Raw genomic sequence first — 21,567 nt, forward strand, 5'->3', positions numbered from 1 at the left:
TAGAAAGGAGATGACAGCCATGTGCGGAAGGTATACACTCACAGTTACGTTGGAAGAGCTGATGGTTAGGTATATGATCGAAGAAACGATGGTACCTTTTCACCGTCCGAAATATAATATAGCTCCGAGCCAGCAGGTGCTGACCATTATAAATGATGGCCAAAATAATCGGCTAGGCGAGCTGAAGTGGGGACTTGTGCCGCCATGGGCGGATGATCCGAAAATTGGTTTCCAGATGCTGAATGCTCGATCAGAGACAGCAGCGAGCAAACCAGCCTTTCAGGCCCCGCTGCAGCGCAAGCGCTGCCTCATCCCTGCCGATGGTTTCTATGAATGGAAAACGACAGCACAAGGCAAGCAGCCGATGCGCTTCGTACTCAAGAACCGCTCCTTATTCAGCATGGCCGGTCTGTACGAGACCTGGATTTCTCCTGAAGGGACCAAAATAAATAGCTGTACGATTTTAACAACTACACCAAACGAGTTCGTTTCCGAGGTTCATGATCGCATGCCGGTCATTTTGCGGCCCGAGGCAGAGCAGCTGTGGCTGAACCGCGCAGTAACGGACGTTAAGATGATCACTCCACTCCTTAAGCCATACTCATCGTATGAGCTTGAAGCTTACCCTGTCTCCCTTGCAGTCGGAAGCGTCCGAAACGACGACTCTTCTTTAATCGAGCGCATTGAAGTGGACGAGCAGCTCGAGCTATGGTAGCAGCAAACCAAGCGGAACGATGTTCCCGTTGCCAAATAAAAAAAAAAAAAATCGCTGACCAAAGCGGTCAGCGAAACATCCCCCACAGTTTCAGCAAGTGAAACGTGTTGTTCGGGTCAATCTTTTGCGCCATAATGAAAGCAACAATCTGGTCTTCCTGTGTATCCGTAAGCTGCTCCTGCAAAATAACGGACGCCGCTTTCACAAGCCGTCTAACCTTTGGCCGGTCTTGCAAATCGTATTTGGTCACATTTCCTAGCAGGTCCCTAATCCGTTCCTTCACAGCAGGGTTTTTCATTTTGTATTTAACACGCTCGACCAGCTGAGGCTTAATCCCATAGTTTTGGTAACTCACTTCGTTGACACCTCCATCAGGCAATCCAGTCACATCGTTAAACTATATGCCGAAAGGAGGTGAATATTGCCTAGTCCAGCTGTTCCCCTTGAAAAAATTGATCCTGCTCCAGCAAGCTGCGCAATCTAACGAACGACTCATTCGTCCAAAAATCATCTCGTCCTGTTAATTCAGCGGCATCATCCCTAGCAAGCTCCAGCAGCTCATAGTCAGCGACCATGTCAGCCAAACGAAACTCTGGCAAGCCGCTTTGCTTCGTGCCAAAAAAATCGCCCGGACCACGAATCTCAAGATCCCGCTTAGACACTTCAAATCCGTCATCCGTGTCCGTCATGACCTTCATTCGCTCGCGTCCCGTTTCTGATTTCGGATCGGCTACTAATATACAATGTGATTGATGCTCTCCCCGCCCTACACGTCCTCGCAGCTGATGCAGCTGGGATAATCCGAATCGCTCCGAATCCATAATGATCATAAGTGTCGCATTAGGAACGTCGACGCCTACCTCAACGACCGTCGTCGCCACAAGCACATGCGTTTCATTTGCGCCAAAAGCACCCATCACGCTTTCCTTCTCCGCAGCTGAAAGGCGTCCATGCAGCAGGCCTACCCGCAAATCTGGAAACGACTGCTGCGTTTGCACATACAGATCAATCGCATTTTGCACATCGAGCTTCTCCGACTCCTCGATCAGCGGGCAGATGATGTAAGCTTGACGCCCCTTATTTACTTCTTTCCTTATAAAAGCGAGCACACGCTCCATCATGCTGTGCTTAACCCAATACGTCTTAATCGGCTTGCGCCCATGCGGCCGCTCGCGAATCGTCGACACGTCCATATCGCCGAATGCGGTAATCGCCATCGTTCTCGGAATCGGCGTTGCTGTCATCGTAAGCACATCGGGGTTCATCCCTTTGCGCCGCAGCACGCTCCGCTGATTGACACCGAAACGATGCTGTTCATCCACAACGACGAGCCCAAGGCTCCGAAAAAAAACATCGTCCTGAATTAGAGCATGCGTTCCAACGACAATATCAATCATGCCCATTTGAAGCCCCGCAAGCACATCCCTGCGTTTGCGCTCTGTTACACTTCCCGTTAGAAGAGCAACCTCAATTCCGAGCTCTGCGAACATTTTTGTAAGCGAGCGCATGTGCTGATCAGCCAGTATTTCTGTTGGCACCATCAAAGCCCCTTGATGACCTGATTTCACCGCAACATACAGTGCAATAGCTGCCACAACCGTTTTGCCGGAGCCAACGTCGCCTTGAAGCAGCCGATTCATGCAGGACGGCCTTCTCATATCGACACAAATTTCATTAACGACCTTCTTCTGAGCATCTGTCAGCTCAAACGGAAGGGTTGCGGCAAATTGACGAATCGTCTCACTCTCAATCCTATGTGCGATGCCATCATTCCGCTTGCGATTAAGAGCCCGATACGCTTGGAGCTTCAACTGAAACAGAAACAGCTCCTCGTATACCAATCGTTTGCGCGCCTGCAATCCTTCCTTCGTATCATCCGGCAAATGAATGCGATGCACCGCGTCGCGTCTGGGCATCAAATGATGCTGCTCCACAAGCTCAAACGGCAAAATTTCTTCAATCATCGACCCATATTGCGTCAACGCTTGACGCACGGTCTTCCGCATCCAAGGCTGTGTGATGCTTCCGCCTACCGAATAAACCGGCTGCAGCGTTCCCGATTTAGCCGGTCCGCCGCTGCCAGGAAACTCCGAGTCCGATATCGTCATTTGCAGGCGCTGCTGTTCCCACTTGCCCGTAAGCATAATCTCACGGCCAATGACAAGCTGGTCCTGCAGAAAATGCCGATTAAACCAGACTGCCGTCACGAGCCACTGCCCAACCTCAACCTTGCATGTTAATCTTGATTTGCTTTTTCCATATCGCTGCAGCATTGGAATGCCTCGGACATGTCCTAGAACCGTCACCTTCTCGCCTTCCTTTACATCGGTCAGCTCACGAATGCGATAATCCTCATAGCGAAATGGAAAATAATCAAGTATATCCGCCACTGTTCTCACGCCAAAGGCGTGAAGCTCCAATTCCTTGGGAGCACTCACGCCTTTGATTTGCCGAACAGAAATTTGATCAAGAGTCATTTTACGATCACATCCTGTACATAAACACGGCCGATGTGCCAGGTCCCGTATGCGTGCCGATAACAGCACCTACCGTCGTCCAGTTCATTTCTTGTACATTGAACTGGGCTTTCAATAGCTCACACAAATCCTCAGCTGTGTCTTTACTGAAAGAGTAAGCCATAGTCATACCGACCGGCTCATCGCCATACGATTGTTTCAATAGTTCAATAATACGAGCCATCGCCTTCTTAGAGCCGCGCACTTTATCTACAGCTAGCACAACCCCATCTTTGTCCAAAGATAAGATAGGCTTTATGTTAAGAATCGAACCGATCAGCGCGGATGCTTTGCCAATTCTTCCGCCCTTTTGCAAATATTCCAACGTGTCGACTAGAAAGTATAAATTAGTACTGCGCTCAAGACGCTCAATCTCTTCGATAATCCGTTCTTTCGATTCGCCTGCTTGTGCCATTTCGGCAGCTCTCACAACACGTAGTCCGAACCCGTATGAAGCAGATTTAGAATCGATTATCGTAATATCCGCTTCTTGCTCGAGCATGGAATGAGCAATGACAGCCGATTGATACGTACCGCTGAGCGCGGCCGACAAATGAATAGAAATAATAGGTGAATCAGCGTCCTCCGCAAGCAAGCGCTCATATACTTCTGAGAACTCGTTTGGTGATGGCTGAGATGTTGTAGGAAGAACAGATGACTGCGCAAGCTTCTCGTAGAATTGTTCGGACGTAATCGTCACGGCATCTAGAAACGTCTCCTCGCCAAACAGCACCTTAAGGGGAACTACCGATATCCCCAAGCGCTTCTTGACCTCTTCCGGAATATCAGATGTGCTATCCGTTACTATTCGGACCTTTCCCATGGCCATTTCCTCCCATTGTTAGAACGATTACATTTACTCCAAAGCAAAAACATACGGATACAGCGGTTGTCCGCCTTTTTGCAATTCAAGCTCCAGATCAGGATACTGCTCTCCGATCCATTCGCATAACGACGCCGTTTCTGTCGCTTCCGCATCCTCACCTGACAAAATCGTCAGCAAATCTCCACCTGCATCGAGCATGTTAGCAATGAGCGATTGGCAGGCTTCGAGCAAGCTTGCTTTGGATACAACTATCGTCTTTTCTTTAATGCCGATGTAATCGCCCTCGCGAATATCCACACCTTCAATGGTCGTATCTCGCACAGCCTTTGTTACTTGTCCCGACATAACCTGCTCAGCAGCGTTTTTCATCCATGCGCTATTTCGTTCAGCCGTCTCGTCTTCCTTAAAAGCAAGTACAGCGGCTAAACCCTGAGGTATCGTGCGAGTTGGGATAATCGTAACATTCCGCTCGCTAAGCTCAGCAGCTTGTTCAGCTGCCAAAATAATATTTCCGTTATTCGGTAATATATAGATATGCTCTGCTGATAGAGCCTCGATCGCCTTCACAAAATCTTCTGTGCTCGGATTCATCGTCTGACCACCAGACAATACCGTATCCACTTCATTTTCGAGGAAAATGTTCGTAATCCCCTCGCCTAGAGCAACAGCAATAATTCCAAACGGCGCCCATTCAAATACTTGACCAGGCGGAACTCCCTGTACGGCCTGCCCTGCAAGCAGTTCTGCTGCAGAATAGTCAACAACGGCTGAATCCACTGCCTCATGCTCAAGCAAATCACGATGCTGCTCGCGCATATTAAGAATATGAATATCGGTTAATTCTCCGTAAGGAAGCGATAGGTTCAGTACGTCTCCCGGTTTGCGAGAGTGTACATGAACTTTAATAATATCGTCTTCTGTTATGACCAATATAGAGTCTCCATCTTTCCCAAGAGCACGTTTGTAAGCGGATTCATCAAAAAACGCTCCCGCTTGTCCGCTTAGCTTGCGATTGATAAAAAATTCCATATCGTATAAAAATTCAATAGCTTCCGTCGCTAAGCGTGCTTGTGCCGAGATCGGCTCTTGCTTGCGAATTGGTGGCACGATAATAGGAACAGCCACTTCTTCAGGTGGAGCTGCTTCTGACGGCATCGAATAAGTATCAAGCTGGCCATCGATTTCTGCTAGGCTGCGTACGAAACCCTCATAAATAAACACGAGACCTTGTCCGCCAGAATCGACTACGCCAACCTGCTTTAGTACAGGCAATAAATCAGGCGTACGCTGCAAAGCTTCATATGCCTTCTGATGCACCTCGTGCATCAACTCAGCCACGTCACTCGTTCTACGGGCGTACTGAACGGCATGCTTCGCAGCTTCCTTGGCAACGGTAAGAATCGTTCCTTCTACAGGCTTTACGACAGCTTTATAAGCGAGGTCAACACCGTATTGCAAAGCAGCGGCTATTTGCACCGTTCCCGCTTCTTCAAGACCGGCAAGCGACCTGGAGAAACCTCTGAACAGCTGTGACAAGATAACGCCGGAATTGCCCCGAGCCCCCATCAGCAGCCCCTTAGATAAGGCTTCTGTCGTTTTTCCAATGCTGCTTGACGGCTTGCTGCGCAGCTCGCGAACGCCTGAGGACATCGTTAAGTTCATGTTTGTTCCCGTGTCGCCATCCGGCACTGGGAATACATTTAATGCATTAACGTGCTCTGCGTTTCGCTGTAAATAATCCGCGCCGAGCAGTGCCATTGCGGTAAAATCAGATCCGTTTATAAAGCGCTTACTCAACGAAATTTCCCTCCCTGTTACTTAAGTACCCTGACATCCTGCACAATTATATGGACTTCTTCCACTTGTAGACCGATTACGTCGTTCAGCACATATTTTACCTTGGATTGAATGTTATGCGCTACCTCGGAAATTTTTGTTCCATAGCTTACGATGATGTAGAGATCAATATGCAATTCTTCATTTACTCGTCTAACTTCAACGCCGCGAGTCAAATTGTCTCGTCCGAGCAACTCGGCAATTCCGTCCTTTAGCTGTTTGCGTGAAGCCATCCCGACAAGTCCATAACAATCCATGGCCGCAGAGCCCGCAATAATGGCTATGCAATGGTCTGAGACATGTATGGAACCTAATTCTGTGCTTAGCTGCATTGGCATGGAAATACACTCCCTTACTGTATGTATTATGGACTAAGTATTATTGTACTATAAACGGCTCCTTTATAGAAGTCTGTTCAATAAATCCAGTTATTCTGCATGGTTGCTCGCTTTAAAAGCGATAAAGAACATCCTTGTCCTTATATTTAGGTTGAACAGAACCAATGTTTGTGATACGATATTCAAGTGTGTTTAAATGTTATTTCGCTTACGAATGAAATTTTCCTCACGCATAACGAAGCCATATTAATGGAATCCGTTTTGTTCAAGCAAGATTTAAAGGAGGTGTAGTCATGTCCCGCAAATGTTTTCTTACAGGTAAAGCACCTGGTAAAGGTAACAACGTTTCCCACGCAAACAACAAAACTCGTCGTTCTTGGGGCGTAAACGTGCAAAAGGTTCGCATTTTGGTTGATGGTAAACCGAAACGTGTTTATGTTAGCACACGCGCACTTAAAGCTGGTAAAGTTACACGCGTATAATGATGGCAATGGCCATAGACAAAAGCACCTGAGCGCTCAGGTGCTTTTTTTTTTGCTTTTCTACGATCACGGCCGAAGGGTGTCCTGCAGCATCTAGACCTAATTTTTTTGGAAGGTATTCAAAATCGCCTTTACGAACCCGCCCAAAAATTTAGGCAGTTTGATTGTATAAAATTTCATGCCTCATCCCTCCTCAGACACGCTCATCGAATTTATCCGTGACAACATTACTACGCTCATGTAAACATCCTATGCGTCGTCAGTTTGTCCTATTCCATAGTGCGTCTGAGGGGAAAGCCTATTATGCGCCCGTTATTGGCATTGGATTATCTCTTATATATATAATAGCCGCTCCAACGACAGCAATTAGTAAATAAAATACTATCGATAGCGCGAAAAAAGCGATTCGCATGCCTAGCTTTTCAAATCTCCGGAAAAAGCGAATGCCCACGTACAATGCGAGCAGTGAGAAGAGATACCGATAAAAATCCGATATCATCGAGAATAGCGCTAGCAGCAGTCCGGCAAGAAATGTATACATCAACAGCCAGAGTGTTGTTTTCAACCGTTCATTCATCGCAGTACCTCCTAGCGCAATACCGCGATTGCCGCGGCTCGGTCTACCTCTGAGAACACGGCACTTCCTGCCACAAGCACACTAGCGCCAGCTTCACGAATGACTGCTGCCGTTGTTTGATTAACACCACCGTCAACCTGGACATGAACATCATCTAGTCCCTGCTCCTCCAGCATCGCACGAAGCTGGCGCAGCTTCACAAGCGAATAAGGAATGAACTTCTGACCCCCAAATCCAGGGTTAACCGTCATAATAAGCACGAGATCAAGATCATGCAAAATAGGCTCCAGAACAGATACAGGTGTTGCCGGATTAATTGCTACGCCCACAGGCAGTCCTTTTTCTCTTATGTAATGGACGGTTCTATGCAAATGCACGCAAGCTTCAGCATGAATAGTAATGCGGTCCGCGCCTGCTGCAATATAGTCCTCAATTGAAAGTTCCGGACGTTCAATCATCAAATGCACATCAAAAGGAAGCTTCGTCACAGGCCTGATAGCTGAAATGACCGGCGGTCCAAAAGTTAGATTGGGGACAAAATGACCGTCCATCACATCGATGTGAATCCAATCTGCTCCTGCCGCTTCGACAGCTTGAACTTCCTCTCCTAGCCTTGCAAAGTTGGCCGATAATATGGAAGGGGCAATAATCGTCATAGTTGTTAGTACCTCCGTTTTTTCTCTCTCATCTCCGTCAAAAACAGCAAGTAGTGGTCATGCCTGCTTTTTTCTATTTTCCCGCTCTCAACCGCAGCAAGCACGGCGCAGCCTGGTTCACTTACATGCGTGCACCCACGGAATTTACAATCGGGAGACAGCTCGCGCATTTCTACAAAACAATAACCTAAATCTTCGATACCCAGCTCCTGAAAGTCCAGCTGGCTGAAACCTGGTGTATCAGCGACTAAGCCGCCTCCAATTTCAATAAGCTCCACATGCCTCGTTGTATGCTTGCCTCGTCCAAGACGATTGCTGATTTCATTTGTCTCCAGCTTAAGACCAGGAACGATCGCATTAAGCAGTGATGACTTGCCTACGCCTGATTGTCCGGCAAATACGGCCATATGGCCTTTCAACTTTTCTTGAAATGGAGCAATGCCTTCTCCCAAACGAGAGCTTGTCCCGAACACCTCATATCCAAGTGCTCTGTATATACGATTAACGGAGGCAGCCGCAGCTTGCGCCTCCTCCGTTTCCAAACCGTCTTTCTCTAAGTCCTGCTTGCTTAAGCATAATACTGCTGGTATGCCTGCATGCTCGATATGCACAAGGAACTTATCCAGCAATTGCAAATTGAGAGCAGGCTCTGTAACCGAAAACACAAGAATCGCAAGATCGATATTCGCAACTGGCGGTCGAATAAGCTCTGATGTACGAGGCAGCAGCTCCTCGACGGTTCCTTCACCGTTCTCCGTCAAGCTATACATCACTGCATCGCCTACAAGCGGCGTTAAGCCCTTATTCTTAAAGACGCCTCTAGCGCGGCATTGGACTGTTGCCGAGTCCGACGCCGCATTCTCCGCTCTTACGTAGTAATAGCCACTGAGCGCTTTTACTATCGTGCCTTTGAGATGACCCTCTTTGCTATTATGGCTGTTGCTGCTCTTGCTGCTGCTCTTCTTCGATTGGCTCATCATTGTTTTGGGTAACCTCCGTTTGTGTCGGCGCTTCTGTTTCCTTCACTTCATTACCCGGAATAGTCAAATTGGATGAATTCGTGCCATTGACTATTTCTTTGTACGTAATTGTTTTGATATCAATAAACTGATTGTCTCGGAATACCGTTACTCTGGCTTCCGTATCCGGTGAGACAAGAACGGTAACTACGAAGGTTTCCATTCCTGTAATTTTACGTTTCTCTGATACGATATTTTCACCGCGTGCATCGGAGTATTCAATTCGAACTTCACTTGCTTTGCCTGCTTCCGCCGGTGAAATCATAATATTAAACTTATGCTCTTTCGCATCGGCTGGTGGCCCTGAGCTGACAGTGATTGTAATTTTTTCCCCTTTGGTTACTTTCTCATTAGGTTGGAATGGACTTTGGCTAATGACATGATCCTTCTCATGCAAATAACTCGAAGCATACAAAATATCAGCTTTGTCTAATGTAAGCTCGTATGCTTTGATTAAATCCTTGGCTACATCAAGCGGCTTGTTAATTAAGTTAGGCATCTCAACGGTCTCGCGGCCTTTGCTGACCACGAATTTAAATTCAACCGATTCAGGATTGTAGGCTTCACCCGGTTTTGGCGACTGCTGAATGATCGTATCTGGAGCTTCTTCACTGAAAATAGGATCTTCAATTACGATTTGATCCTCTGTTATCCCAAGTGTAATAAGCTCATCAATAGCGGTCTGCAACGCTTTCCCAACATAATTATCAATTTCTTCCAGCTCAGGTCCGTCACTCACCGTTAATTGAATAAGGGAGCCTTCCTTGACTCGCATATTCATTTTTGACTGACTTATAACCTGATCCTTCGGAATTTCCTTGTTATGCTCGCGAATGGTTGGATCTTCTATCTTAAGCCCCGCGCCCTCAATCGCTTGACGCGCTTCAATTTCGGTTTTGCCTACGACAGTAGGCACGTCTACTTCTGCAACATCAAGCACCCCAAGAAGTTTGATGAAGCCAAATATAATAATCGCCAGTATGAGCAGTGTAACACCTACGACAGTAAGCGGTTTTTTCCAGCTCTTGGACTTTGGCTGCAATTCAACTTCTTTTTGCTGCTCATCATTTGCCGAGCTGACAGGCCGCGCGATCTCTTGTGTGTTTTCTGTTGGCCGAATATCGCCGCGAATAGCAGGCATCACTCGCGTCTCTTCCAAATCATTAACATGTGCGAATGTGATTTTGGGTTCCTTCAACCGATCGGGACGAAGGCAGGTATCCAAATCTAGCAGCATTTCATGTGCTGAATTATAACGTTCACTTGGATTTTTACGCATCGCTTTGAGAATAACATTTTCAACGCTTTGCGGAATATGCGGATTAACGATTCGTGGCTCCTCGAAATTTTCTTGCAAATGCTTCAAAGCTACGCTGATTGGGCTCTCGCCAAGAAACGGCAGCTTAGCTGTCAGCATTTGATAGAGCACGATGCCAAGCGAATATAAGTCAGACTTTTCTCCGGTATTGATTCCTTTGGCATGCTCAGGGGAAAAATAGTGAACCGATCCGATAACCGAGCCTGTCTGTGTAATCGTGGATGAAGTAACCGCCCTTGCGATACCAAAATCCGTAACCTTTACACGTCCATTTTTGCCAATTAATATATTATGCGGCTTAATATCACGATGAATAATGTGATTTTGATGCGCGTGATCAAGCGCATCTGCAATTTGCATAGCAATGCGCACCGCTTCATCTGGCTGCAACGGCGCTCGTTCTTGTATAATTTCATTCAAATTATGGCCTTCTATATATTCCATAACGATATAATGCGTATCTTCTTCTTGTCCTACATCATAAATGCTGACGACATTCGGATGAGATAGCGCAGCTGCTGACTGTGCTTCACGACGGAATCGGCGAATAAATTCTTCATCATGCACAAATTGCTGCCGCAGCACCTTCACTGCGACTTTTCTATTAAGCAGCACATCATGCGCTTTATACACAAGCGCCATCCCGCCGCCGCCTATGCGAGTCAATATTTCATAACGTCCGCCTAAATCCTGTCCAATCATCCTTGTCACCCCTCTCGATTCGTGCCAGCTGCTTCTTGGAGAAGTACGACAGTTATATTGTCGTCCCCGCCTGCTTGCAGCGCAAGCGAAATGAGATGATCAGCTTTTGCATCCAGCTCAAGTTGATCCGTCGTGACCGTTTGCAGCATTTCCTGATCGCTCACCATATTTGATAATCCATCGCTGCACAGCAGCAGCACGTCCTGTGCGGACCACTCTACCGCTTGAACATCGATTTCAACTTGAGAATCCGTACCAACTGCACGAGTCAATACGTTGCGCCTTGGGTGGTGAGCAGCCTCCTCTGCGCTAAGCTGGCCAGACTTGACCAATTCATTCACAAGTGTATGATCATTCGTTAATTGTGTAATGACGCCCTCGGTAATCTTGTAAGCGCGACTGTCTCCCACATGGCCTATAATAGCATTGTCCTGTTTCACTAAAGCGGCCACGATCGTAGTACCCATATTCCGATACTGCTCGTTCTGGGAAGCAAGCTCAAAGACAGCGTCATTCGCCTGCGAAATCGCTTGTCTTATGAGCATTTTTCCTTCTTGCAGAGACAAGTCCTCTTTAGCGGCGCTTTTCTCCAGCATGCTTCGGAAAGCGTCAACTGCCCTCTGGCTTGCAACGTCTCCAGCCTGATGGCCGCCCATGCCATCAGCTACGATGGCAAGCGTTACTCCATTATTCAGTTGACTTACCCATGATTGGTCTTCATTGACATGACGAACCCGTCCAATATCACTGCGGTTTGCCGTTAACAATCAATCATCACCTCGCCTGAGACTCCATATGTTTTGCTCTTAATTGGCCGCATGCAGCTGCAATGTCATGCCCTTGTTCCCTGCGGATCGTTACACTCACTTTATTTTTCTCAAGTACACGCTGGAATTCAAAGATGTCCTCGCGCGGAGTCCGAACATAATTGCGTTCAGGGACATGGTTTACAGGAATCAAGTTAACATGGCACAACATTCCTTGCAGCACGTCTGCCAGCTCCTGCGCATGCTCAGCTTGATCATTAACACCGCCGATCAAGGCGTATTCAAATGTTATTCTCCGGCCAGTCTTCGCAATATAGTTATGGCAAGCTGCCATTACATCAGCAAAAGGAAAACGACGGTTAACCGGCATTAGCTTTGAGCGAAGCGCATCATTTGGTGCATGGATCGATAGTGCCAAGTTGATTTGTGTATTCTCCTCGGCAAACTTGTACATGCTCGGCACGATGCCGCTAGTCGAAACCGTAATGTGACGCTGACCGATGTTTAGGCCTTTCTCGTGGATCATAATACGCAAGAAAGCCATCGTTGCATCATAGTTCTCGAACGGCTCCCCAGAACCCATAATAACGATGCTGGATACACGTTCTCCGGTAGCATCAAGCATCATCTGCGCTGTAACAACCTGCGCTACGATCTCGCCCGCAGTCAAGTTGCGTTTCAAGCCGCCAAGCGTCGAAGCACAAAACGTACAGCCGATTCGGCAGCCGACCTGTGTCGTTACACAAATACTGTTGCCGTAGTTATGGCGCATAATAACAGTCTCAATCGCGTGGGCATCATGAAGTCCGAATAGAAACTTCACCGTTCCGTCCTTCGATTCAAACTTTGTAATCTCATTAAGTGTAATAATTTGGAAGTTCTCCTCCAGCTTATCGCGAAGGGCTTTCGATAGGTTGGACATATCTTCAAAGCTCTTTACCCGCTTCACATATAACCAATCAAACAGCTGTCCGCCGCGAAATGCTGGCTCACCATTATCTGTCATCCATTGTTGAAGCTGTTCGAGCGTGTAGTCATATATGCATGGTTTCATTTCATCACACCTGTACCTTTATAGTAGGGCGGCTCATAGAAGCTGAACACCGCCATCGATTTATTTTACCACAAACGCCCATGTTCAGCCATAAGCAGCGATTATGGACGCTTTACCATCCTTGCTATGAAAAATCCGTCACTGTCAAAATGCTGTGGAAGCAGCTGCGCTTGTCCATTAAAATGCTCATCGATGGCTCCAGCTTTCATCAACTGATCAACGATAGCCTCTGGCCAATTGCGATCCAATTCAAATTCAGGATGCTCCTGCAGAAACCGAGCTACTTGCTGCTCATTTTCTTCCTTCTCTATCGTACATGTGCTATAAACAAGCACACCGCCAGGGCGCACTAAATCACATACTGAATGCAATAAACGCTGTTGAATGGCAGCGATATCCGATACATCGCCTGCGGTTTTAGTCCATTTGATTTCCGGCTTGCGTCTAATAACGCCGAATCCAGAGCATGGTGCGTCAAGCAGCACGGCATCCATCGATTGCGGTTTGAAGCGCTCGCCTAATTTGAGAGCATCTTCGGTAATCGCTTCAACATTGCGCAGCTTCAAGCGTTCGGTTTGCGTCACGATTAAATCACGTTTATGCGCATGCAAATCATTCGCCCACACCTTGCCTTTGCCGCCCATCAATTCTGCCAAATGCGCGCTCTTTCCACCTGGTGCCGCGCAGCAATCCAGCACTTGCATGCCGGCTTTTGGCGCTACAACTTCAGCTACCAGCATGGAGCTTTCATCCTGTACCGACCAAACACCCTCGCGGAATCCGTCCGTATCGGCCAGATTGCCTCCGCGATTAATCGTAATACCTGCAGGAGCAATGACAGAAGGCTCAGCCTCATATCCTGCTGCTTTTAGAAGCTCGATCGCTTCATCACGATTCCCTCTTAGTGTATTAGCGCGAACGCTTGTATGCGGATGCTCATTGCCCGCAGCGCAGATAGCTTCTGCCTGCTCATAACCGTATGCCGTAGCCCAGCGGCTTACAAGCCATTCTGGATAGGAATGCCGCAGCGCAATTTGCATAATTGGATCTTTATGTTTAATTTCAGCTGGCTGCAGCTCAGCTCGTCCGCGATCAATACTGCGGAGCACGCCGTTAACCATACCTGAAATACCGGAATGTCCGCGTTTCTTTGCAATCGTAACGGCTTCATTCACAGCAGCATGTGCCGGAATGCGATCTAAGTACAATAGCTGATAAGCACTCATTCGAAGCAGCTGATGTACCCAAGGCTCAAGCTTATTCAGCCCTTTGGATACAAAGCGGCTAAGCCAGTAATCAAGCGTCACTTGTCGCTGAATCGTGCCGTAAACAAGCTCTGTAACAAGCCCGGCGTCCGCTCTCTGCAAACCTGCATCCTGCAATGTGCGATTAAGCTGCAAATTGCTGTATGCACCGGTTTGTGCAACCTTTACTAATGTATCCATTGCCAGCTCACGCGGAGATTTCACCTTGCGCGGTCCCGGTTGCTGGTTATTTTGAGCAGACTGCCCGCCGGCAGCAGGTCGTTTATGACCTGCTTTCGCTCCGGATTTTCCTTTTGCTCGGTTGCTGCTATTGCGATTTGGACTTGGTTTTTGTGTACTTTCCGTCATGCTGCTCCACCATCTCCTAATCGTGTGCCCGCTTCTAAGCGAGCACCCTTAAGCCAATCTGCTGCGGTCATCGTTCTTTTTCCAGCGGGCTGAATTTCTTTCAGCACTAGTACGCCTTCACCCGTTTGAACATGAATGCCGCTGCTGTCTGCGGCAACTACGGTTCCTGGCTCAGCAGCAGCTTTAGCTGCTGTGGCTGCCGAAGGAACTCCGCAATTCCACACTTTGAATACTTCTCCGTTTAAGTACGTAAAGGCGCCGGCCATTGGCGACAATCCTCGCACCTGATTAAAGATGGCACGCGCAGGTCTTGTCCAATCAATTCGTTCATCATCGCGGGTCAAATTCGGCGCATAGGTTGCTCGCTCATGCTGCTGCGGCTCGGCTTTTACTTCTCCAGCAACGATTGCAGGAAGCGTCTTGCCAAGCAGTTCAGCACCTGCGATGCTCAGCTTCTCAAACATCGTGCCCGATGTATCCTCATCGGTAATTGGAAGTTCCACGACGCTAATCATATCGCCGGTGTCCAGTCCTTCTGCCATATACATAATCGTCACGCCAGTTGAACTCTCGCCATTAATGATCGAACGCTGTATAGGTGCGCCGCCGCGATATTTCGGCAGCAGCGAGCCATGCACGTTGATGCATCCAAGTCGAGGAATTTCCAGCAGCGCCTTCGGCAATATTTGGCCGTAAGCTGCCGTTACAATCAGATCCGGCTGCATCTCAGCAACCATTGCAACCGCCTCCGCACTGCGCATGCGCTCAGGCTGGAGAACTGGCAGTCCAAGCGACAACGCCGCTTCCTTTACAGGCGGCGGCGTCAGCGTTTTTTTCCGGCCTTTCGGCCGATCAGGCTGTGTTACAACAGCGACAACATTATATTGCTGCTCAAGGAGCAGCTTCAAAGAGGGAACGGCAAATTCTGGCGTCCCCATAAATACGATACGCATGAAGCTATTCGCCGCCTTTTCTAGCTCTTTCCGAAATGTCGTAGATGCTCTCCGCCAAATCGGTAAACAATATGCCGTTCAAATGATCAACTTCATGCTGGAACGCGCGCGCGAAGTAACCAGATGCTTGAACGGTAAACGTCTGTCCGCTGCTGTCTTGTCCGGTTACCACAATGCGATCAGCACGCAGCACGTCGCCATTAAGATTCGGAATGCTAAGGCAGCCCTCAGGACCAAGCTGCTCTCCTTCTTGCTCTACGATGACGGGATTAACCATCTCGACCAAACCATTCTCATCGCCTACATCTACTACAATAACACGCTTCGAAATGCCGATTTGAGGCGCAGCAAGACCTACTCCCTCTGCATCGTACATCGTTTCAGCCATATCTTTTAACAGCTTTTGCAAGTTTGCATTAAATTTCGTTACTTCCTTCGCCACTTCCCGCAATACCGGATCTGGCTCTTTTACAATTATACGGATACTCATAGTATTCCCTTCCTTTACGTTCATTAAAATAGTAATAGCTATTTATAATATAACTTGTGGATCTACGTCAATACTGAATTGCACCTGGCGCTGCGGCGGACCATCCGTAAACGGGATGAGTGCCTTGCGAACAAGGGCCGAAGCATCGATACTCCCACGATATTTTATCACACATTGAAAACGGTAGCGATCTTTCATTCTTGAAATCGGCGATGCTACTGGCCCAAGCACCTCCAGTGCTCGACCAAAACCGCTGCTTAGCGAAATAAGGACGCCTTCATTTTCCGCTAATTCTCGCAGATCAGAAGCAAATCGTTCACTAATGGAAGATAGCAGCGGCAGCTGCTCATGAGACATCGTAACGAGAATCAGTCTGCAATAAGGCGGATAGCCCATTGCACTGCGATGACGCAGCTCTTCACTCACAAAAGCAGTGTAGTCATGCTGCTGAGCGGTCACTACAGCATAATGCTCGGGAGCATAGGTTTGAATGACGACTTCACCTGGCAAATGATGCCTGCCTGCACGTCCCGCAACCTGTGTAAGCAATTGAAACGTTCGTTCTGCAGCGCGAAAATCAGGCAAATTAAGCGATGTATCGGCAGCAATTACGCCAACTAGAGTAACAAAAGGAAAATCAAGACCTTTCGCTACCATTTGCGTACCGAGCAGTACATCCGCTTTACGCTCGCCAAACTGCTTCAGAAGCTTTTCATGCGAATTTTTTTTTGTAGTTGTATCCACATCCATGCGAATAACACGAATGCCCGGGAACAGCTTCGAGAGCTCTTCCTCAACCCGCTGCGTTCCAGTTCCAAAATAACGAATATGCTCGCTTTGACAAGAAGGACATGTGGTTGGGGCCTGCTCGGCATGCCCGCAATAGTGGCAGCGCAGCGCCCGTGATTTCTGATGATAGGTCAATGAAATATCGCAGTGGGGACAAGCTGCAGTATAGCCGCAAGACCTACACATCACAAATGTTGAGTAACCGCGTCTATTTAGAAGCAGCACCGATTGCTCTCCGCGCTCGAGACGTTCAGCAAGCGAGCTGTGCAGCAAGCGGCTGAACATCGAGCGGTTGCCTTCCTTCAGCTCCTCGCGCATGTCGATAACGGCAACCGGCGGAAGCGGTCTTTCGCCTACACGGCTAGGCATTGGCAGCAATGCCGGCTCGCGGCCTTCGTCCCGGGCAGACAGCGGCCGGCTAGCCGCTGCAAAGGATTCCAGCGATGGCGTTGCCGAACCGAGAACGACTGCCGCTCCATGCTGCTTCGCTCTTCTGACCGCCACATCACGAGCGTGATACTTCGGACTTTCCTCCTGTTTATAGGAGGATTCATGTTCTTCATCAATTATAATAAGCCCAATTCGTTCAAATGGTGCAAAAATAGCGGAGCGTGCGCCAATGGCTACCTGAACTTGGCGGCTGCGAATTTTTCGCCACTCATCGTATCGCTCGCCATTCGAAAGCCGGCTATGCAGCACAGCAACTGCGTCGCCAAACCGTCCTTTAAAACGCTCAACCATTTGGGGCGTCAGCGAAATTTCAGGAACGAGTACAATGGCCTGCTTCTCCTGCTCCAAGCAAAATTGAATCGACTGCAAATAAACTTCCGTTTTCCCGCTTCCCGTGACACCATGCAGCAGCATCGTCTGAGGCTCGCCTGCATCAACTGCTCTAACGATACGGTCATAAACATCTTTCTGGCCTTCTGTCAGCTCTAGTGGAGTCGTTCGTTCAAATTCTCTACCCGCATAAGGATCGCGCTGCTGCTCTACCTCTCTAAGCTCAAGCAGCCCTTTCTCTGCGAGTGAACGAACACTTGCCGCAGAGCCCCCTGCCAAAGTGAGCAGCTGCTGCAGCGCCAGTGGTCCGCCATGCTCCAGCATAAAGGCAAGAACTTCACGCTGCTTAGCCGCACGAGAAGGCAAGGCTTCCATCTGTACGCGTACAGCCTCCACATTATCTGGCACATATACGGTCAGCACCTTGCGTACAGCAAGTCGATCGCGAATTGAAGTTTGTTCGACCAGCACACCTTCGCGAAGAGCAGCCTTGACGGCCTTTGCATGCTCAGGAAAACGCTCCAGCAGCACTTCAAGTTTAACAAGCTGTCCACTGCTGCCTAGCCACTCCAGCATAGCTGGCGGCAGATCCACCATTGCTGCTTCTTCGTCTTGAATGCCAACCAGCCGTTCAGCCTTTCCCTTCAAGGCTGCCGGAATCATAGCCTGAAGCGCTGTCGTCCATGAGCAACAATATTTATCGCTCATCCATTTCGCAAGTTCAATAAGATCCGGCAATAAAGGCGGAACATGATCGAGCAGCTCTGAAATCGATTTTAATCGATTTATAGCAACATCGGTCGTCTCCGACAGTTCCGTGACAAACCCTTGCAAGACGCGGCCGCCAAAAGGAACGCCAACGCGGCTGCCGACCTCAATCCAATCTTCAAAGGCTGCAGGCACTTCATAGTCAAACGGCCGATCCGTCTGGCGGCTCGGCACGTCAACAATTACTTTAGCAATCATTAGCCGTTCCCTCCAGGAGACACTAGCCGCCCTGCAATCAACTCCAGCAAGCGATTCGCAACCTCACGCTTAGACAATAGCGGCATCTTCTCCACGAGTCCTTCTGCGCCATATACCTGCACAATATTGGTATCTCCGTTAAAGCCCGCTCCGTCCTTGCTTACATCATTAGCAACGATGAGGTCGCAATGCTTGCGGCGCAGCTTGTCCATCGCATAATGCTCGATCTGCTCCGTTTCTGCCGCAAAACCAACAAGAAACTGCTTCTGCTTGTGCTGTCCCAATGTCTCCAAAATATCCGTTGTACGCTCTAGCTCGAGTACGAGCTTCTCGCCTTTTTTCTTCATCTTCTGATCGCTTACATGTACCGCTCGATAATCGGCTACCGCTGCCGACTTCACGACAATATCCATGTCGTCATAGATGCTCGTTACAGCTTCAAGCATTTGCTGCGCGGACTCCACACGAATGACCTTCACACCTGCAGGAGGCTCTGCTGATGTACGGCCCGCAACTAAAGTTACATCAGCGCCCATCATCAGCCCCGCCTCAGCAATTGCAAAGCCCATCTTGCCTGACGAGTCATTGGTCAAATATCTTACCGGATCCAGTCGTTCAATCGTTCCACCTGCAGTAACAAGCAATTTCTTCCCTTTTAGCTTTCCGTTTTTGCTGAACCACGAGTCGATTGCAGCTACGATATCTTCCGGTTCGGCAAGGCGTCCTTTGGCAACATAGCCGCATGCGAGCTGCCCGGTGCCAGGCTCAACAAACATCACGCCGCGCGACGCCAGCAGCTCCAAATTATGGACAACGGCTGGATGCTCATACATATGTACATTCATCGCTGGCGCTATGAGTACCGGACAAGTAGCAGCAAGCAGCGTTGTGCTAAGCATATCATCAGCGTGACCTCCGGCTAGCTTTGCTATTGCATTAGCAGTAGCCGGAGCAATGACGATTAAATCCGCATGATCTGCCAAATGAATATGAGAAACTACCGCAGGATCTCTCTCATCAAACGTATCGATATATACAGGATTGCGAGATAACGTTTGCAACGTGAGCGGCGTTATAAATTTTGTTGCCGATTCAGTCATGATGACGTTCACATTAACGTCCGCCTGCACCAGCTTGCTGCAAAGCGCTGCGCCTTTATAGGCTGCAATTCCGCCTGTGATGCCGAGTATAATTGTTTTTCCTTTTAGCATGGTGTATCTCCCGTCAAGCGTAAACAGCAAAACCCATCCTTTGGCGGCAATAGCCCGTTTCATGATGAAATATAAACTGCTTTCACAATATGTTAACATCAAATTTTATATTTCATATGCAAACGGCAGAAGCCGCCCAATGGCAGATAAGCTCGTTACGCGATAAAATGATAAGCCGCATAATAAGTATCTAGCTTATCATGTTATATTATTTGAAATGTGTAACTTTATTTGTCATTGATAATTACGAATTGTACTACCAATCCTTGCGTTCCCTTAAGCTTGTAATTTGAGCAACATGATGTTTGCCATGCCAAGCTACAAATCCAAGAAAATAAGCTAATCCAATTTGACTGCCCTTCTCTGGATGATAGAACATTTTTTCGAAATCTGAAGCATTCATTGAACGAAGCAGCAATACCCAGCGTGCATAAATACCCTCTACAATCGCTAAGCTGATATCTGTCGATGCTTGCAGGCTGTCAGCGGTTTCTGCCCAGCGTTCCCCGTTAAAAGGCTTAATCGTCGGATTGGACTCCGTCAGGGCAAGCTTGAATCGTGTAAAACTATTCATCGATGCATCTGCCAAATGATGAACTACTTGGCGCAAGCTCCATCCGCCGCTTCGATAAGACGTATTCAACATGTCTTCATCCAAATCTGCCAAAGCTGCTCTTAGCTGTCCTGGGAGCTTCTCAATCTCTACAATCCATTGTTCACGCTGCTTAACCGTCATTCCCTCGAACGAGTACCTGCCAATTGGATAACGTAATTTGTCCATTCCGTTCCCTCCTGTTCATTCGTCCTGCACCTGCAAACACTGCTTCTATCATATCATATGCGGCAGAAAATTCTAAGTAATCCATTCACATTTCAAGCTGTATTTTATGTTTTATTTCCCTTGATTAAGCGCTGCTTTTCTTAACTGGTGAGCAAGCTTGTACAGCTCGGCAATATCAAATCTGCCTATTTGCTCGAACCTACCTACTGCCTCGTCAATATCCACGACATCAACGGCAATGACTTGCTCGCCGTCTGGCGGATTAAGCGGTGCCTCCACCAGATTAACCTCGCCATAGCCGACTAGCCGCACAAAATGCGGATGCGGAATATGCGGCCTATATGGCTCATCAGCAAACGAGCGGCATTGAAAGCAGCCAAACAACGTATAAGAAACCAATTCTGCACCAAGTTCTTCTTTCACTTCACGAACAAGGGCATCCATATGGTGCTCGTTAGGCTCTAAAGTTCCTCCGGCAAGTTCCCATCTTCCGTCATCTAGCTTCATGACTACATATTGATCGCCAACCGTAGGTATGATGCTAATATTGCTAACAGATTCTTCCGCCACTTCGTAATCAAGAGAGAAACAATTTTCAACCAAACCCCATACTATACCTTTAGATAATGTTGGAAAAGATTGCAGGCTTATGTTCATTTTGATGTTCGTCCTTATCGACTATTATTGGTTATTCATCATTTTCAGAAATTCAAAGATTCCAACTGACATGCCAATCCCTACAAGCACAATAAGAAAGCCAATAACAAAGTTCATCCATCCTGAGCGTTTGCGTCTTGGCTTAGCAACGAGCCGCTTGACCTGTTGATCGAGCTTGTCTAATGACTCTTTTATTTCGCGGAGTTCCTGTTCATCTGCCATCATTCTCGCACTCACAGCCTCTCTTTGAAACGATATGACCTGCTCAAACTCGCTTATCAACAATATGTTTGTTCTCTTTGATTTCTTTCCTCAGCATTTGGATCTCTGTATTAAGCATTTCCACTTGCTTTGTCAATTTAGACGAGTTTATCGAATCTCGGATAATAAATGACAATAGAAACAAGAAAACAACCATAATTATAATCGTAAAAAAGATGGGATCCACAGGATTGCTCCTTTCAAAAATTGTGAGCATTAAAAAAGAAAAAGGAGTGTAATACTGTCCCCAGTATACACTC

At 47.9% G+C, this 21,567-nt stretch carries 22 protein-coding genes; 2 read left to right on the forward strand and 20 right to left on the reverse strand.

What is annotated here, in order from left to right; all coding sequences use genetic code 11:
- Positions 1-19: 19 nt before the first annotated feature.
- A complete protein-coding gene (locus tag AB4Z50_RS20440; protein ID WP_441881401.1) occupies positions 20-715 on the forward strand; it encodes an SOS response-associated peptidase in 696 nt (231 codons plus the stop codon).
- 67 nt (positions 716-782) lie between these two features.
- Here the strand turns inward: AB4Z50_RS20440 and AB4Z50_RS20445 are convergent, their stop codons facing one another.
- The 5 genes from AB4Z50_RS20445 to AB4Z50_RS20465 all read right to left on the reverse strand — a co-directional run bounded on the left by AB4Z50_RS20445 (position 783) and on the right by AB4Z50_RS20465 (position 6,231).
- Positions 783-1,070 carry a stage VI sporulation protein F gene (locus AB4Z50_RS20445; RefSeq protein WP_076268279.1) on the reverse strand — a complete coding sequence of 96 codons (288 nt, stop codon included), beginning with the start codon at positions 1,068-1,070 and terminating at the stop codon, positions 783-785.
- A gap of 70 nt (positions 1,071-1,140) precedes the next feature.
- On the reverse strand, positions 1,141-3,192 hold the full coding sequence (recG, locus tag AB4Z50_RS20450; protein WP_076268278.1) for an ATP-dependent DNA helicase RecG: 2,052 nt from the start codon (positions 3,190-3,192) through the stop codon (positions 1,141-1,143).
- Between the two features lie 7 nt (positions 3,193-3,199).
- A complete protein-coding gene (locus AB4Z50_RS20455; protein WP_441881406.1) occupies positions 3,200-4,054 on the reverse strand; it encodes a DegV family protein in 855 nt (284 codons plus the stop codon).
- A 33-nt stretch (positions 4,055-4,087) separates the two neighbouring features.
- Positions 4,088-5,815, reverse strand: coding sequence for a DAK2 domain-containing protein (locus AB4Z50_RS20460; protein ID WP_441881451.1), 1,728 nt, complete (start codon positions 5,813-5,815; stop codon positions 4,088-4,090).
- 56 nt (positions 5,816-5,871) lie between these two features.
- Positions 5,872-6,231, reverse strand: coding sequence for an Asp23/Gls24 family envelope stress response protein (locus AB4Z50_RS20465; protein ID WP_076268275.1), 360 nt, complete (start codon positions 6,229-6,231; stop codon positions 5,872-5,874).
- A 293-nt stretch (positions 6,232-6,524) separates the two neighbouring features.
- On the opposite strand from AB4Z50_RS20465, the gene rpmB reads away from it, so the two are divergent.
- Positions 6,525-6,713, forward strand: coding sequence for a 50S ribosomal protein L28 (gene rpmB, locus AB4Z50_RS20470; RefSeq protein WP_053375639.1), 189 nt, complete (start codon positions 6,525-6,527; stop codon positions 6,711-6,713).
- A gap of 99 nt (positions 6,714-6,812) precedes the next feature.
- On the opposite strand, the gene spoVM is transcribed toward rpmB, so the two are convergent.
- The 15 genes from spoVM to AB4Z50_RS20545 form a co-directional block, all read right to left on the reverse strand.
- Positions 6,813-6,893, reverse strand: coding sequence for a stage V sporulation protein SpoVM (gene spoVM, locus AB4Z50_RS20475; RefSeq protein WP_010345573.1), 81 nt, complete (start codon positions 6,891-6,893; stop codon positions 6,813-6,815).
- A gap of 121 nt (positions 6,894-7,014) precedes the next feature.
- Positions 7,015-7,290 carry a hypothetical protein gene (locus AB4Z50_RS20480; protein ID WP_076268274.1) on the reverse strand — a complete coding sequence of 92 codons (276 nt, stop codon included), beginning with the start codon at positions 7,288-7,290 and terminating at the stop codon, positions 7,015-7,017.
- 11 nt (positions 7,291-7,301) lie between these two features.
- Positions 7,302-7,946: a ribulose-phosphate 3-epimerase gene (rpe, locus tag AB4Z50_RS20485; protein ID WP_441881410.1), complete on the reverse strand. Its 645-nt coding sequence runs from the start codon at positions 7,944-7,946 to the stop codon at positions 7,302-7,304.
- 5 nt (positions 7,947-7,951) lie between these two features.
- Positions 7,952-8,926, reverse strand: coding sequence for a ribosome small subunit-dependent GTPase A (gene rsgA, locus AB4Z50_RS20490; RefSeq protein ID WP_339208838.1), 975 nt, complete (start codon positions 8,924-8,926; stop codon positions 7,952-7,954).
- The gene (pknB, locus tag AB4Z50_RS20495) at positions 8,877-10,985 is read right to left on the reverse strand and encodes a Stk1 family PASTA domain-containing Ser/Thr kinase (protein WP_441881414.1); all 2,109 of its coding nucleotides are present in this window, start codon (positions 10,983-10,985) and stop codon (positions 8,877-8,879) included. The genes rsgA and pknB overlap by 50 nt, the downstream gene beginning before the upstream one ends.
- A 5-nt stretch (positions 10,986-10,990) precedes the next feature.
- Positions 10,991-11,752: a Stp1/IreP family PP2C-type Ser/Thr phosphatase gene (locus AB4Z50_RS20500; protein WP_076268271.1), complete on the reverse strand. Its 762-nt coding sequence runs from the start codon at positions 11,750-11,752 to the stop codon at positions 10,991-10,993.
- A 7-nt stretch (positions 11,753-11,759) separates the two neighbouring features.
- The gene (rlmN, locus tag AB4Z50_RS20505; RefSeq protein WP_076268270.1) at positions 11,760-12,806 is read right to left on the reverse strand and encodes a 23S rRNA (adenine(2503)-C(2))-methyltransferase RlmN; all 1,047 of its coding nucleotides are present in this window, start codon (positions 12,804-12,806) and stop codon (positions 11,760-11,762) included.
- A 101-nt stretch (positions 12,807-12,907) separates the two neighbouring features.
- Positions 12,908-14,419, reverse strand: coding sequence for a 16S rRNA (cytosine(967)-C(5))-methyltransferase RsmB (gene rsmB, locus AB4Z50_RS20510; protein ID WP_441881419.1), 1,512 nt, complete (start codon positions 14,417-14,419; stop codon positions 12,908-12,910).
- Positions 14,416-15,372 carry a methionyl-tRNA formyltransferase gene (fmt, locus tag AB4Z50_RS20515; RefSeq protein ID WP_441881422.1) on the reverse strand — a complete coding sequence of 319 codons (957 nt, stop codon included), beginning with the start codon at positions 15,370-15,372 and terminating at the stop codon, positions 14,416-14,418. Before fmt ends, rsmB begins: the two co-directional genes overlap by 4 nt.
- A 4-nt stretch (positions 15,373-15,376) precedes the next feature.
- Entirely contained in the window at positions 15,377-15,862 is a 486-nt protein-coding gene (def, locus tag AB4Z50_RS20520) for a peptide deformylase (protein WP_218639590.1), read from the reverse strand.
- A 42-nt stretch (positions 15,863-15,904) separates the two neighbouring features.
- Positions 15,905-18,397 (reverse strand): primosomal protein N', encoded by a 2,493-nt coding sequence (priA, locus tag AB4Z50_RS20525; RefSeq protein WP_441881426.1) that lies wholly within the window; start codon positions 18,395-18,397, stop codon positions 15,905-15,907.
- Complete coding sequence (gene coaBC, locus AB4Z50_RS20530; protein WP_441881455.1) at positions 18,397-19,608, reverse strand: bifunctional phosphopantothenoylcysteine decarboxylase/phosphopantothenate--cysteine ligase CoaBC; 1,212 nt, start codon at positions 19,606-19,608, stop codon at positions 18,397-18,399. Before coaBC ends, priA begins: the two co-directional genes overlap by 1 nt.
- 256 nt (positions 19,609-19,864) lie before the next feature.
- Positions 19,865-20,389, reverse strand: a complete 525-nt coding sequence (locus AB4Z50_RS20535; protein WP_076268265.1) for a YfiT family bacillithiol transferase — start codon at positions 20,387-20,389, stop codon at positions 19,865-19,867.
- A gap of 111 nt (positions 20,390-20,500) precedes the next feature.
- Positions 20,501-21,046 (reverse strand): NUDIX hydrolase, encoded by a 546-nt coding sequence (locus AB4Z50_RS20540; RefSeq protein WP_441881429.1) that lies wholly within the window; start codon positions 21,044-21,046, stop codon positions 20,501-20,503.
- A 24-nt stretch (positions 21,047-21,070) separates the two neighbouring features.
- Complete coding sequence (locus tag AB4Z50_RS20545; protein WP_441881432.1) at positions 21,071-21,331, reverse strand: hypothetical protein; 261 nt, start codon at positions 21,329-21,331, stop codon at positions 21,071-21,073.
- Between the last annotated feature and the right edge of the window lie 236 nt (positions 21,332-21,567).

This window comes from Paenibacillus sp. 2TAB26, from assembly GCF_052115145.1.
Lineage (GTDB): Bacteria > Bacillota > Bacilli > Paenibacillales > Paenibacillaceae > Pristimantibacillus.